This is a genomic window from Frankia sp. AiPa1 (assembly GCF_023243075.1).
Classification (GTDB): Bacteria; Actinomycetota; Actinomycetes; order Frankiales; family Frankiaceae; genus Frankia.
Genome location: NZ_JALKFZ020000107.1, coordinates 1 through 14255 on the forward strand (window position 1 = coordinate 1; position 14255 = coordinate 14255).

General features: G+C 72.5%; 11 protein-coding genes and 1 pseudogene. 3 read left to right on the plus strand and 9 right to left on the minus strand.

Annotation, left to right across the window (positions count from 1 at the left end; all coding sequences use genetic code 11):
* From MXD95_RS08695 to MXD95_RS08730, 8 genes are all read right to left on the minus strand, one after another.
* Positions 1 to 2540, minus strand: a 2540-nt coding sequence (locus tag MXD95_RS08695) for a heavy metal translocating P-type ATPase (RefSeq protein ID WP_250640035.1), incomplete at its 3' end; no start/stop codon positions are given.
* Positions 2541 to 2611: 71 nt separating this feature from the next.
* Positions 2612 to 2827: a heavy-metal-associated domain-containing protein gene (locus tag MXD95_RS08700; protein ID WP_250640036.1), complete on the minus strand. Its 216-nt coding sequence runs from the start codon at positions 2825 to 2827 to the stop codon at positions 2612 to 2614.
* A gap of 493 nt (positions 2828 to 3320) precedes the next feature.
* A complete protein-coding gene (hemB, locus tag MXD95_RS08705) occupies positions 3321 to 4373 on the minus strand; it encodes a porphobilinogen synthase (protein WP_250640045.1) in 1053 nt (350 codons plus the stop codon).
* Between the two features lie 80 nt (positions 4374 to 4453).
* Positions 4454 to 6271, minus strand: a complete 1818-nt coding sequence (locus tag MXD95_RS08710; RefSeq protein ID WP_250640037.1) for a bifunctional uroporphyrinogen-III C-methyltransferase/uroporphyrinogen-III synthase — start codon at positions 6269 to 6271, stop codon at positions 4454 to 4456.
* A gap of 2 nt (positions 6272 to 6273) precedes the next feature.
* Positions 6274 to 7500: a hydroxymethylbilane synthase gene (gene hemC / locus MXD95_RS08715; protein WP_250640038.1), complete on the minus strand. Its 1227-nt coding sequence runs from the start codon at positions 7498 to 7500 to the stop codon at positions 6274 to 6276.
* Complete coding sequence (locus MXD95_RS08720; RefSeq protein WP_250640039.1) at positions 7497 to 8942, minus strand: glutamyl-tRNA reductase; 1446 nt, start codon at positions 8940 to 8942, stop codon at positions 7497 to 7499. The genes hemC and MXD95_RS08720 overlap by 4 nt, the downstream gene beginning before the upstream one ends.
* Entirely contained in the window at positions 8939 to 10168 is a 1230-nt protein-coding gene (locus MXD95_RS08725) for a redox-sensing transcriptional repressor Rex (protein WP_250640040.1), read from the minus strand. The genes MXD95_RS08720 and MXD95_RS08725 overlap by 4 nt, the downstream gene beginning before the upstream one ends.
* Positions 10169 to 10445: 277 nt before the next feature.
* A complete protein-coding gene (locus tag MXD95_RS08730; RefSeq protein WP_250640041.1) occupies positions 10446 to 10766 on the minus strand; it encodes a glutaredoxin family protein in 321 nt (106 codons plus the stop codon).
* Positions 10767 to 10944: 178 nt separating this feature from the next.
* On the opposite strand from MXD95_RS08730, the gene MXD95_RS08735 reads away from it, so the two are divergent.
* Both MXD95_RS08735 and MXD95_RS08740 read left to right on the plus strand, forming a co-directional pair.
* Entirely contained in the window at positions 10945 to 11892 is a 948-nt protein-coding gene (locus MXD95_RS08735) for a sigma-70 family RNA polymerase sigma factor (protein WP_250640042.1), read from the plus strand.
* Positions 11893 to 12179: 287 nt separating this feature from the next.
* Positions 12180 to 13061, plus strand: coding sequence for an HAD family hydrolase (locus MXD95_RS08740; RefSeq protein ID WP_250640043.1), 882 nt, complete (start codon positions 12180 to 12182; stop codon positions 13059 to 13061).
* 46 nt (positions 13062 to 13107) lie between these two features.
* On the opposite strand, the gene MXD95_RS08745 is transcribed toward MXD95_RS08740, so the two are convergent.
* Positions 13108 to 14028 (minus strand): lysophospholipid acyltransferase family protein, encoded by a 921-nt coding sequence (locus MXD95_RS08745; RefSeq protein WP_250640044.1) that lies wholly within the window; start codon positions 14026 to 14028, stop codon positions 13108 to 13110.
* 4 nt (positions 14029 to 14032) lie between these two features.
* Between MXD95_RS08745 and MXD95_RS08750 the strand changes: the two are divergent.
* Positions 14033 to 14255, plus strand: a pseudogene (locus tag MXD95_RS08750) (hypothetical protein); the annotation flags it as partial.

Genomic DNA, 14255 nt, shown 5'->3' on the forward strand with positions numbered 1-14255 from the left:
CGCGCCGCGCCGCCCCCCGCCCGCGGCGCCCCCCCCGCCCCCCCCCCCCGCCCGCCCCCCCCCCCCCCCCGCCCCCCCCCCCCCCCCCCCCCCCCCCCCCCCCCCCCCCCCCCCCCCCGGGGGCCTGCACCGAACCGGCGCAGCCGCAGGCTGTTCGTCACGACGAACACCGAGCTGAACGCCATCGCGGCTCCCGCGATCATCGGGTTGAGCAGCCCGGCGGCGGCCAGTGGCAGGGCGGCCACGTTGTAGCCGAACGCCCAGCCGAGGTTGCCCCGGATCGTGCGCAGGGTCGCGCGCGACAGCCGGATCGCCGCACCGATCAGTCTCGGGTCGCCGTGCACCAGGGTGAGATCGGACGCCTCGATCGCCGCATCCGTCCCACCACCCATCGCGATGCCGAGATCCGCCTGGGCGAGGGCGGCCGCGTCGTTCACGCCGTCCCCCACCATCGCGACGGACTGGCCCTGCGCCTGCAGGCGGCGCACCGTCGCCACCTTCTCCTCGGGCAGCACCTCGGCGATAACGTCGCCGGGCGCGATGCCGACCTCGGTGGCCACGGCCCGCGCGACGGCGGCCGAGTCTCCGGTGAGCAGGATGGGGCGCAGCCCGAGCCGGCGCAGATCGGCGACGGCGGCCACCGCGGTGGGCCGCAGGCTGTCGGCGACGCTGATCAGGCCGCGGGGCTGGCCCGCCCAGCCGACGACGACGACGGTGTGACCGAGTGCCCGCGCCTGGGCCAGCGCTTCGGCCAACGCGGCCGGCAGTTCGCCGAACAGGCTGTCCCGCCCGACCACGACCCGGCGGCCCTCGACCACGGCGCGCACGCCGAGCCCCGCGTCCCCGGCGAACTCCGCCGCGGGTGGCAGGGGGCCGCTGGCCGCCGCGGCCCGCACGATGGCCCGGCCGATCGGATGCTCACTGCCGTCCTCGGCGGCCCCGGCGACCCGCAGCACCTCGGCGGCGTCCTCGCCCGGCGCGGGTCGCACCGCCACCACCTGCATCCGGCCGCTGGTCAGCGTTCCGGTCTTGTCCAGCAGGACGGTCTGGATCCGGCGGGTCGACTCGAGCGCCTCGGGCCCGCGGATCACGATGCCGAGCTGCGCCCCGCGCCCCGTGCCTACCAGCAGCGCCGTCGGCGTGGCCAGCCCCAGCGCGCAGGGACAGGCGATGATCAGAACCGCCACCGCGGCGGTGAACGCGTCGGTCGGCGACGCTCCGGCGGCCAGCCATCCGCCCAGCGTGGCGAGGGCAGCGACGATCACAACCGGGACGAACACGGCCGAGACCCGGTCGGCCAGCCGTTGGATTTTCGCCTTGCCGCTCTGCGCCTGCTCGACGAGCGACGCGATCCGCGCGAGCTGCGTGTCGGCGCCGACCCGGTTCGCCCGCACGACCAGGCGGCCGCCGGCGTTCACCGTGGCACCGACCACGGCGTCCCCGGGGCCGACCTCGATCGGTACCGACTCCCCCGTCACCATGCTCGCGTCGACCGCGGAGCGGCCCTCGATGACGATACCGTCGGTGGCGATCTTCTCGCCTGGGCGGACGACGAACTCCTCGCCGACGCGCAGGTCCTCGATGGGCACTCGAACCTCGACGAGTGCGCCCGCGGGTCGACGAACCATGACCTCCTGGGCGCCAAGATGCAGCAGCGCCCGCAGCGCCGCCCCGGACCGGCGCCGGGCCCGCAACTCCAGGAACCGTCCAGCCAGCAGGAACACCGGAACACCCGCGGCGACCTCCAGGTAGATCTCCGCGCGGCTCGCGCTCTCGGCGCCACTCGGGGCGGCCATACCCGGCATGCCCGTCATTCCCGGTAGGTCACGCATCTGTGGCGGGTGCGGATGCGTACCGGCATCGATCAGGCCACCGGTGAGCGAGAACGCGTGCCGCATGCCGGGATCCCCGGCGCCACCGAAGATCAGCGCATAGAGCGACCAGGCGAACGCGGCAAGTGTGCCAAGCGAGACCAGGGTGTCCATGGTCGCCGCGCCGTGCCGGGCCCCCCGGGCTGCCGCGGCGTGGAAGGGCCAGGCCCCCCAGACCACCACCGGCGTCGTCAGGGCGAGACTGGCCCACTGCCAGTAGTCGAACTGCCAGGCCGGCACCATCGCGAGCACGACCACCGGCACGGCCAGGGCTGCCGAAACGACCAGGCGCCGCCGCATCGCCCGCAGGTCCGCACTGCCGCCCGGCTCGTCCTGCGTGGTCGCCGGTCCCCCCGCCGTCCCGGCCGGCTGCGTCCCGGCCGGCTGCGTCCCGGCCGGCGCCGGTGGCCGATCGGGCCGGCTCGCCGTGTAGCCGGCGGCCCGTACGGTCTGGATCAGGTCGTCGACCGAGACTTCGGTGCCGCCGTCAGGGTCTGGGCCGCCCAGGGTGATGGTCGCCTTCTCGGTGGCGTAGTTGACCGTGGCGCTCACCCCGCCAAGCCGGTTGAGCTTTCGCTCCACCCGCGCCGCGCAGGACGAGCAGGTCATCCCGCCGATCGCGAGCTCGACCCGGTCGGGCCCGGCGGATTCAGTACTGGTCCTGGTCATACGCGTTCCCCTTCCGGCCGCTGGCACGCCTGCGCACCGGCGGTCCGGGACACCCCGAAACGATCACCGGGTCAGCTGGAGCGCCCGACGAGTTCGAAGCCGGCCTCCGAGATGGCGGCCTGGACCTCGCCGTCCGCCAGTTCCTGCTCACTGACGACCGTGACCCGACCATCGGCGAGATCGACCGTGATGCTGGAGACCGTGGGCAGCCGCTCCAGCTCCTCGGTCACCGACGCGACGCAGTGGCCACAGTTCATCCCGGTCACGGTGTAGGCGGTAGTGGTCATCGGTGGCCCTCATCCCTAGATCAGGTACCCGATAGGTCAGGTACTCGGTAGGTCCGACATCCCGAAAGCTACCCCTCCCCGGTACCGTTCACCACTACCCCCAGGGGGTATCTGGGTCGAAGCGACGCATGTCACGCTCATGCCAGGAGCCGGCTACCCAACGAGAGGATAGGGCCGCCCGCGCCAGCCAGAACCCCGGCCAGCCGGGCATACCCGCCGTCAGCTGCGACTTCGGGCGCGGTCACGGGATGTGCCCGTCGGCGACGGCGCCGCGGTCCGCCGGTGGGCGCCCGTGCCTGGCCGCCAGCAGACCTGCCTGCATGCCGACAGCCACTTTCGACGGAGCACCGTCGTCCGGCCAGCCGGAAAAGTACCGTCCCGTTGACGTGTCGTAGCTATCCCACCATCCGGCCAGCTGTGCGGACGGCGTCACCCGCCGGCCCGGCACCGACCCGGTCCCCGCCCGGTAAGGACACCAGGGCAGGGGCGCGGCCTACCAGCGGCCGGCCCGCAACCAGCGCGCGGCCTCAACGGCCCAGTAGGTGAGGATGATGTCCGCGCCGGCCCGGGCGATGGCGGTGAGCGTCTCGGCGATGGTGCGGTCCCGGTCGATCCAACCCGCGGCGCCGGCTGCCTCGACCATCGCGTACTCACCGGAGACCTGGTAGGCCGCGACGGGCACGTCCACGGTGTCCGCGACGGCACGCAGGACGTCCAGGTAGGCCAGCGCCGGCTTGACCATGACCGCGTCGGCGCCCTCGGCGAGGTCGAGCGCCACCTCCCGCAGCGCCTCGCGCACCGACCGGGCCGGATCCTGCTGATAGCCGGCCCGATCACCGAACTGCGGCGCACACTGCGCCGCGTCACGGAACGGGCCGTAGAAGGCCGAGGCGTACTTCGCCGAGTAGGCGAGGATCGGCAGGTCAGTGAAACCCTCAGCGTCCAGGGCGGCCCGGATGGCCCCCACCTGGCCGTCCATCATGCCGCTCGGAGCGACGACCTCGGCACCCGCGCGGGCCTGGGCGAGGGCGATCGCGGCGTAGCGCTCCAGGGTGGCGTCGTTGTCCACCTCGCCCTGGGCCGTGAGCAGGCCACAGTGCCCGTGGTCGGTGTACTCGTCCAGACACAGGTCGGTCATCAGCACGATGTCGCCACCGACTTCGCTCGTGAGATCGGCGAGCGCGCGCTGGACGATCCCGTCCGGGTCGTCGGCCGCCGAGCCACGCGCGTCCTTGTGCACCGGCACGCCGAACAGGATCAGCCCACCGACACCGGCTTCGGCCGCTTCCACCGCGGCCTTGCGCAGCGAGGAACGCGAGTGCTGGACCACCCCGGGCATCGAGGCGATCTCGACCGGGCCGTCGAGACCCTCCTTGACGAACATCGGGAGTACCAGGTCGGCCGGCGCCACCCGCACGCCCGCGACCAGTCTGCGCAGCGCGGGCGAGCGGCGCAGGCGGCGCGGCCGGACGTGCGGATAGCCGGCCGCGCGGGCACGGCCGCCGACGTCGGGTCGGCCGCCGGCAGTTCCAGGTCGCTCCGGCAGTGCAGGTCGCTCCGGCAGTCCGGTCAACGAGGTCACCCCTTCTGGTATGGGCCCGCCCTACCGGTCGTCGCCGACGTGGCTCACCGCCGGGAGCCGCGCCGGGGCTTGGGTAGGCGGGCCGCCAGTGGCCCGATCTTGCCGAGTTCCTCGCGATTCTCGGCGGCGAAATCGGCCAGGGCGCCGACAAGGGCCGGAATCGACGCCTCCGGGGCCTGGATATCCACCCGCAGGCCGAGTTCCTGGGCGGTCGCCGCCGTGGCCGGGCCGATCACGGCGATCACCGTCGTCTCATGCGGCTTGCCCGCGATCCCGACCAGATTGCGCACGGTCGAGGAGGAGGTGAACACCACGGCGTCCACCCGGCCCCCCTTGAGGGCCTCACGGATCGGCGCGGGCGGCGGCGCGGCGCGCACCGTTCGGTAGGCGGTGACGTCATCGACCTGCCAGCCGCGATCCTTCAGGCCGGCGACCAGGGTCTCGGTCGCGATGTCGGCCCGGGGCAGAAGCACTCGGTCAAGCAGGTCGAGCGACTCGTCGAACTCCGGCCAGTCCTCCAGCAGACCCTCGCTGGACTGCTGTCCCGCCGGGACAAGATCCGGCCGGATCCCGAACGCGCGCAGCGCATCCGCCGTCGCCTCGCCGATCGCGGCCACCTTGACCCCGGCGAACGCGCGGGCGTCCAGGCTGCGCTCCTCGACCTTCTCCTGCACGGCGCGCACGGCGTTCACCGAGGTGAAGGCAACCCACTGGTACCGCCCGGAGACCAGACCGGTGATCGCGCGTTCCATCGGGGCCGCCGTCCGCGGCGGCTCCACCGCGATCGTCGGGACCTCGAGTGGGCTCGCGCCATGCGAACGCAGCAGGTCGGACAGGATCGCCGCCTGCTCCTTGGTCCGGGGAACCAGCACCGTCCAGCCGAACAGCGAGCGGGTCTCCCACCATGACAACTTCGAGCGGGTGGCGACCACCGGCCCCACCGAGATCACGACCTGGGTGATCGCCGCCTGGGAGGCGGACAGCAGCGGCGTGACGTCGGCCTCCAGCCGATCCAGCGTGGAGGAGATCGTTCGCTGGTCGGTGGTGGTGCCGTCCACTGTCACCGCGACCGGGGTGTCACCGGGGCGGCCGTGTTCGACCAGGGCGGCCGCGACCTTGCCGGTCTCGGCCGGCGCCGCGGTCACGACGAGGGTTCCCGGGGTCTGCGCGAGCGCCCCCCAGTCGATGTCGCCAGGCGAGGGCACCGGTGCCCCGAAGCCACCGAAGCCACCGCCGCCAAGGCCCAGCGGTGAGCCGAAGCCGCCGCCCAGGCCCGAGCCGAGCCCGCCGCCGAGCCCGCCCAGGGGACGGGCGCCCAGCCGGCCGGCGCCGAAACCGGGCGCGGTCAGCGGCCCGACCGTCTCCGTGCCGCCGAACGGTGACGGCGCGGGCAGGGTGCCCGAGGATGAGAAGACGCCGGAGGTGGTGGCGAAGGTGATCTGCGAGCCGGGCGCGACACCGGCGTAGGTGGCCACCGCGGCACCGGTGAGCACTCCGGGCACCACCCGGTACGGAATGCGTGCCTTCGCCAGCGCCTGCGCGTCGGCGGCGCCGATCCGGGTCAGCCACGGGTCGGACGCGTAGAGCCGGACCACCCGGTCGCCGGCACGGGCCCGGCTCACGACGGCGGCCGTCGCCGCCTCGGCGTCCCGGATCGGCTTGGACGCCTCGAGATCGCCGATGCGCAGCACTTCAGCGGAGAGGTTCTCCACCACGGCCGGCGCCACCTCAGGATCGGCGACGACGAGGTCAGCCGCCGCCAGGGTCTCGACCGCGAGGACGGTCAACAGGCCCGGGTCTCGGGGACCGGCGCCGACCAGCGCGACCGGGGAGATGGGCTTCTTCGTGCGTCGGGTGGCCATGCTCAGCTAGTTCCCATCAGCGAGTGTGCTCCGGCGGACAGCATGTCGTCCGCGAGGCGCTTCCCGAGCGCCTCCGGGTCGACGGCGGACCCGGTCACGTCGCGTCGGAGGACCGTGCTGCCATCCGGCGCGGCGACGACCGCCCGCAGGCGCAGTCGACCCGCGGGGGACGCATCGCCGGCCGCTGCCACTCTGCCAGCCGCTGCCGGGCCGGCTACAGCAGTGCCCTTGCCCGCCACCGGCGCCGGCTCAACCTCTGCCAGGGCGCCGACCGGGGCGGTGCAGCCGGCCTCGATCGCGGCGAGGAACGCGCGTTCCGCCCTCACCGCGATGGACGACGATGCGTCATCGAGCACAAACCGTAGCAGCTCGGCAAGGGCGCCATCGATGGGCTGACCATCATCTGGCCACGTTTGGCCACTGGACGATCCCGGACGTGCGCTCTCTGGCTCCGACATGTCCTGGAACCCGGCGGGGGCTGCATCACGGTGCGTGACATCACCGATCAACGCCCGCGCCGGTCCGGCCACCACGAGACCACGCCCATCAAGGCATTCGATGGCCAGGGCCCCCTGCCCGGGTGACGGCAGCATCGCCTCGGGCGCGAGGACCTCGGTGACGGCGTCGAGCCGATCCAGGCGGGCCAGCCCGGCGTAGGCGAGGACGACCGCATCGACCTCACCGTCAATGGCCTTCTTGATCCGGGTGTCGACGTTGCCGCGGATCGCCACGACGTCCAGGCCGAGCCCCATGGCGTGCAGCTGAGCGGCTCGCCGCGGCGCGCCGGTGGCGACCAGCGCGCCCCGCCCGAGCTCGGCGAGGCGTCGTCCGCTCGGCGAGACCACCACGTCCCGGGGGTCCTCCCGGCGCGGAACGGCGGCAAGTACCAGGCCCGCCGGGGTGGCAGTGGGCAGATCCTTGAGCGAGTGCACGGCGAAGTCGATCTCGCCGTCGCGCAGCGCGTCCCGCAGTGCGCTGACGAACACCCCGGTCCCGCCGATCTGGCTGATCTCCGCGGACGAACGATCCCCGGAGGTGACGATCGGGACCAGGTCGACCGCGCAGCCGACCTCGGCCCGCAACCGGTCGGCGATCATCGCGGACTGGGCCATCGCCAGCGCCGAACGGCGGGTGCCCAGCCGAAGCCGACGGCCGGCGAACCGGGCACGCACCGCGGCTCGTGGCTGTGCCGGATCAGCGTCGTTGCTGGTCGGGTCGTTCGCCGTCACGAATGCTCCACAAGATCAAGATCTGGCGCGGACACCACGGCGGGCACCTCGCGCGGTAGATCGAACAGTTCCCGCAGCGCCTCCGCGTAGGAGTCGCCACCGGGTGCGCCGGCCAGCTGCTGGACGCGCACGGTCGGGGCGTGCAGCAGCTTGTCCACGACGCGGCGGACAGCGCCTTCCACCTGTTCCCACTCCCGATCGTCCAGGTCGGGCAGGCGAGTACGCAAGCGGACGAGTTCCCCGCCGACCACCGAGTCGGCGTGGGCGCGCAGCGCCACCACGGTCGGTGCGACCCGGCCGGCGCGGCGCCGGCCCAGGAATCCCGCGACCTCGGCCGCTACCAGGCCGCGGACGGCCTCGACGTCGTGCCCCACCTGGGCGCCGTCCAACGCGACGCGCAATGTCTCGATGTCGATGAGGCTGACGCCCGGCAGTTCGCGCACGCTCGGGTCGATGTCGTGGGGCAGCGCGAGGTCCAGGAAGACCAGGGGACGCCCACCCCGGCCGGCGAGCCCCGCCGCCACCGCGTCCCGGTCGATGACCAGACCCGCGGCCCCGGTGGAGGAGATCACCAGATCGGCCATCGTGAGCTCGTGGGGCAGCTCCGCCAGGCCCGCGACCCGGCCGCCGTGCATCTCGGCGACCCGGGCGGCCCGGGTCGCCGTGCGATTGGTGATCACGATGTCCGACGCACCGGCACGCCGGGCGGTCTGTGCCGCCAGCGATCCGACCGCACCCGCACCGACCAGCAGCACCCGAGCACCGGCCAGCGGTGGCGCCTCGACCGGATCGGACACCGGCGCCGTCGCCCCGCCAGCCGCGTCGGCCGCGTCGGCCGCAGTGGCTACAGCGGTGGCGGGCGACAGGCCCGGGGCGGCTATCGGCGCGGCCGGTGCCTCCCCGAGGACGCCGAGGCTCGCGGCGGCCAACTGGATGCCCACCGCGACGATCGACGCCCCGGCGGCGTCGATCGACGTCTCGGAGTGCGCGCGTTTACCGACCCGCAGGGCCGCCTGGAACAGGCCGGACAGCCCGCCACCGACGGCCCCGGCGTCCTGGGCCGCCCGGAACGCGCCGCGGACCTGCCCCAGGATCTGGGACTCCCCGACGAGCATTGAGTCCAGCCCGCAGACGACGGAGAACAGGTGTCCGACCGCGCGCGCGTCGTGGTGGACATAGAGGTGGCCGGCCAGATCCGCGAGGTCGATCCCGCAGATGCGGCTCAACTGGTCGGAGATGTCCGCCACGCCGCCGTGGAAGGTCTCCACCTCCGCGTAGAACTCGGTGCGGTTACAGGTGGAGAGGACGACTGCCTCGGTGACGTGTGCCGCCGCCGTCAGGTCGTGCAGGACCTTCGGCGCGTCAGTGGGGGAAACGGAGGCCTGTTCCAGCAGCGACGTCGGCGCGGTGTGGTGGTTGAGCCCCACGGCGAGAAGGCTCACGCCTGCCCACCGCCCACCGAACCCGGGTTCCGTGGCAGGGCGCCTCCCAGCGGCTGGCCGGATCGGATCGGCGCACCGCCCAGGCGCGTGGAAGCGGACGCCAAGGTCACGCACATGGCGCCGAGGGGAGGAACCGGCCCCCCTGCCCGCCCCGGCCAGGGGGGTCCGACCTCGTGCACGGCCTGCGCCGGCCGTGCCTGTCCGGCTTGACGAGTCACCCGCACGACCCCATCCGTCTCGGTTCTCACCCTGTCCGGCCGAGAGCTGACCCCGGCAGTGCTCTGCGCGCCGGGTGCGCTACCAGGCGCGCTACCGGGCGCGCCCGCGCCACCCGGCGCGCCGAGCGCCTCGGTCTCGGCGGGCACCGACGGCACCCCACCAGACCGGTGATCGTTGACGGCCGAAGGCGCCTCGAGGCGCTCCGCGGCCCTGGCGTGATTCCCGGTACCACCGGCCATCCCGAGGTCACCGGCCACCCTGACGTCACCGGGGAGCCCGGTATCACCGGAGAGCCCGAGATCACCGGACAGCCCGAGATCACCGGAGAGCGAGGAGTCGCCAGCAAGGCCGGAGTCACCGACCGGCGAGGTCTCCTCGGGTGGGGGCTGCGCGTCCGCGGGCCCGGCCAGCCGCTTGCGAGCCTCGTGGAACGAGAGAATCTGCAGCTCCACGGCAAGGTCGACCTTACGCACGTCCACCCCTTCCGGCACCGTCAACACCGTGGGGGCAAAGTTGAGGATGCTCGTGACCCCCGCGGCCACCAGCCGGTCACACACCTGCTGGGCCGCGGCCGCCGGGGTGCAGATCACCCCGATCGTGACGGCACATTCGACGATCACCTGCTCCAGCTCGTCGACCGGGCGGACGACCACCGTGCCGACCCGCTCGCCGACCCGGTCAGGATCCGCGTCGACCAGAGCCACGATACGGAAACCACGGGCATGAAACCCCCCGTAACCGGCAAGCGCATGACCGAGATTGCCCACCCCGACCAGCAGGACGCAACGGTCCTCGGTGAGGCCGAGCCGCGTAGCGATGCAGTCCAGCAGGACATCCACCTCGTAACCGACCCCACGCGTGCCGTAGGAGCCAAGGTGCGAGAGGTCCTTGCGGACTTTCGCGGAGGTGACACCAGCAGCGCTCGCGAGTGTGTCGGACGACACAGTGTGCACACCGCTGTCGGCCAGAGCCGTCAGCACGCGGAGGTAGAGCGGGAGGCGCGCCACCGTCGCCTCCGGCACCGATGAGCGGCCGGCGGCCGGTTCACTGCGAGATCGTCGCCGGATCACCGCTGGGCGACGCCGTGGCTGGCTCATCCGCGGCTCCGATCTGTGGGCGCGCGTCCAGCGCTGCGCGGGCACACGATCCCGCCGAGAACCGCGGGCCCGTATCCGTGGCCTCGCCGATCCCGCCAAGGTTCGGCACCACAAGTCAGATGTCGTCGGGCAGTCTACGACTTCGTGAAGCGATTCACGAAGTGCACGAAAGGGTTCGGAGCACCGGTCAGTGACGACCAGGGGACCACAGGGACCATCGGCTGCCGGCCAGGGCGCGGCGCAGCCGCTCCTCCTCGACGCGCCAGTAGCCGTGCTCGCGGCCGTCGACCAGGGTCACCGGCACCCGGTCGCCGTACTCCTCGGCCAGGTGCGGCGCGGAGTCGACATCGACCTCGCGCCAGCCGACCCCCTCCCGCCGCGCCACCCGGATGATCGCGTCGCGCGCGGTGTCACACAGATGGCAACCCACCCGGGTGAGCAGCGTGATGCGTGCCTCGCCGTCCGCTTCCGCCGATGCCGGCCCGTCTCCTGGCCCGTCGGGGTTCATACCCCGATGGTAAGTCCAGCGGACGCCGGGTCCGGCCGCCCGAGAGCCGCCGCACGCGGTACAGACGGGATCTCCAGCGGCCGCCGGCGAGTCATGCGGCTACACTCAGCTACCTGAGTCCTTATCCACCGGGGTTTCGCTGCCAGTCTCGCGCGACCCATCCTCCGGAGTCCGGGCCGTGACCGACTGCACGTTCACCAGCGTCGCCGCTGGTCTTGCCGCCAGCCGGCGAGGCCGGGACGTGTGGCGGGCGCCCGTCGCGATCCCCCCGAGCGGCTGGCCTGACGCCCGTGTCGGCCTGCGCCAGCTCCGCCGGTGGATACTCACCACGGCGGTCGCGGCGACCGGCCCATCCGCTGGGCCACGCGCGACGAGCGCACCGGCTGGTCCCACGGCTCTCGGCTCTGGCACCACTCCCGGCACCACCACTCCCGGCACCGCCACTCCCGGCACCGCGCCGACCGACGCCGGCCCGGCCCGTCTTCTCCGGGATGCCACCGCCCCGCTCGCCGAGCCGGCTCCAGGTCCGGACGGCGAGCCGGATCCAGGCGGACCGTCAGACCGCGAGCGCGCGGCACTGGTCGCCCGCGCGCGCAGGGGGGACAGCGACGCTTTCGGTGCGTTGTACGACCACTACGCCGACCTCGTGTTCCGGTATGCGCTCTACCGAGTGGGCGGAGATCCGGCGGCGGCCGAAGATGTCGTCAGCGAGACGTTCCTGCGCGCACTTCGGACGATCGGGGCGTTCCGCTGGCAGGGACGTGACATCGGCGCCTGGTTCATCACCATCGCCCGCAATCTGATGGTCGACCAGGCCCGCTCCGCGAGACGCCGCTTCGAGATCCCGACCGCCGACGTCCTCGCCGCCGCCGACCGGACCATGACACAGGTGACGCCCGGGCCTGAGGAGCTGATCGTGACTGGCCTGACCCACCAGGAACTGCTGGCGGCGATCCGCCGCCTGCGCCCAGATCAGCGGGAGTGCGTCGCGCTGCGTTTCCTCGAGGGGCTCTCGGTACGGGAGACGGCCCTGGCGATGGGCCGCAACGAGGGGGCGATCCGGGCACTGCAGCTGCGGGCCGTGCGCACGCTGGCCCGCTCCCTGCCGGCCCTCGAAGCCACCTGACACCAGATGCACCGGCCAGCCACCTCGATGCGCGCAATAATTCAACGGTTCAGCGCGGGATGGGGGCGTTTTTGTTTCGTTGCCGGCACTTTCGCGCCGTCAGATCCACTCCGGATGCGGTCGCCGGGTGCGATCGCACCGTACTCTGACGACAGGTCGATGAGCCAGGACGCGCACGCACGACCCAGCGACCGCGCGGGGCGGGCCGCCGGTGGGCCGGCACCGTCTGGCGAAGCACGGTAGGGCCAGCCTCCCGGGCTCCACCGCCGACTGCTTGGAGATGACAGATGAGGGTGCGACGCAGGGGTGTGGCCGAGACCAGGCAGGCGGCCGAGGCCGCGGCGATCGCCGCGTTGAAGGTCGCCGCGGAGGAGGTCCCCCGCCCGCCGTTCGACGAGTCGACAGCTGCCTTCTTCGATGTCGACAACACGATGATGGCCGGAGCGTCGATCTTCTACTTCGCCCGGGGTCTGGCGGCTCGGGATTTCTTCGACTCGCGTGACCTGATCCGCTTCGGGCTGCAGCACCTGACCTACCGGCTACGCGGCCAGGAGAACCCGGACGGCATGCGGGACGCCCGGGAAACGGCTCTCGCCTTCGTCGCCGGCCGGTCCGTGGCGGAGATCGTCCGTTACGGCGAGGAGATCTACGACGAGCGGATGGCGGAGCAGATCTACTCGGGTACGCACGCGCTCGCGCAGCAGCACCTCGACGCCGGCCAGCGGGTCTGGCTCGTGACCGCGACCCCGGTGGAGCTGGCCTCGGTCATCGCCCGTCGTCTGGGCCTGAGCGGGGCGCTCGGCACGGTCAGCGAGGTGAGCGACGGCGCCTACACCGGTCGGCTGGTCGGTGGCCTGCTGCACGGCCAGGCCAAGGCCGAGGCGGTACAGGCCCTCGCCGAGCGGGAAGGCCTCGACCTGTCCCGCTGCTGGGCCTACTCCGACTCGATCAACGATCTTCCGCTGCTGTCTCTGGTCGGCCATCCGGTCGCCATCAATCCGGATCCGGACCTGAAGGCGATCGCCCGCGAGCGAGACTGGCCGATCAAGGACTTCCGCACCGCCCGCAAAGCCGTCAAGATCGGCATACCAGCCGCCGCCGGGGCCGGCGCGCTGGCCGGTGGCGTCGCCGCCGGGATGGCCCTGCGTCGCCGCGTCGTCAGCGCCTGATCGCCGAACGGAGCACTGCGGAACCTCCGGGCTCCGGACACGCCGGTCAGAAGAAAACCGAGCGGCGTTGCATCAGAAGGCTGTAGAGCGTGTGCTGAATCGTCTCGCGAATGCTGTCGGTAAGTTCGAAAACGAGCATCGGGTCCTCCGCCGCCCCAGGCGGATGTTGATCGGTGGGTACCGGCTCACCGAACTCGATGTACCATTTTGACGGCAGCGGGACGAGACCGAGCAGCCCCAACCACGGAAACGTGGGCGTGATCGGCAGGTAGGGAAGGCCGAGGAGGCGCGCGAGCGACTTCGCGTTTCCGATCATCGGATATATCTCCTCGGCCCCGACGATCGTGCAGGGGATGATGGGTGTCCCGGTGCGCAGCGCTGCGGAGACGAATCCACCGCGGCCGAAGCGCTGGAGGGTGTATCGCTCGCGGAAGGGCTTTCCCACTCCTTTGAAACCCTCCGGCCACACGCCCACAAGATGACCGGCGTTCAGCAGCCGTTCGGCGTCCGCCTGGCACGCCAGTGTGTTACCGGTCTTGCGGGCCAGCGGGGCCAGAAACGGCATCGCGAACACCAGATCGGCCGCAAGCATCCGCAGGTTACGATGCGCGGGGTGATGGTCGAGAATGGCCAGTGCCATCATCAGGGCGTCGATGGGCAGCGTGCCGGAATGATTGGCGACCACCAGGGCTCCCCCGGTGTCCGGGATGTTCTCCAGCCCCCGGGTCTCCACCCGGAAGTAGTCCCGGTACACCGGGCGAAGCAGCGGTGCGATCACATGCTCGGTCAGGTCGGGATCGAAGCCGTGCTCGTCGATGACGTAGTCGCCGGTGATGCGACGGCGCAGGAAGGCGAGTACGCCCGCCAGCGCCGATTCGAGATCACCGACCCTGGTGCCGGGCCGCTCGTCGGGATCGGGCCGCTCGTCGGGATCGGATGTCGGGCCCGCGTCGGCGTCCGCGCGCACTGCCGTGGGATCCGGGCCGGCATCCGAGGAGGAAGCCACCGCCTCCACGGGATTGTCAGCCTGCTCCGCCGGGCTCGGGGGGGGGGGCCGCCCCCCCGCGCGGGGGGGGGGGCTGTCTCTTATAAAAAAATCAACCAGCCGACGACACACCTATTGTGTATATATCGGTGGTCCCCGTTTCAATAAAAATCGGGGGGGGGGGGGGGGGGGGGGGGGGGGGGGGGGGG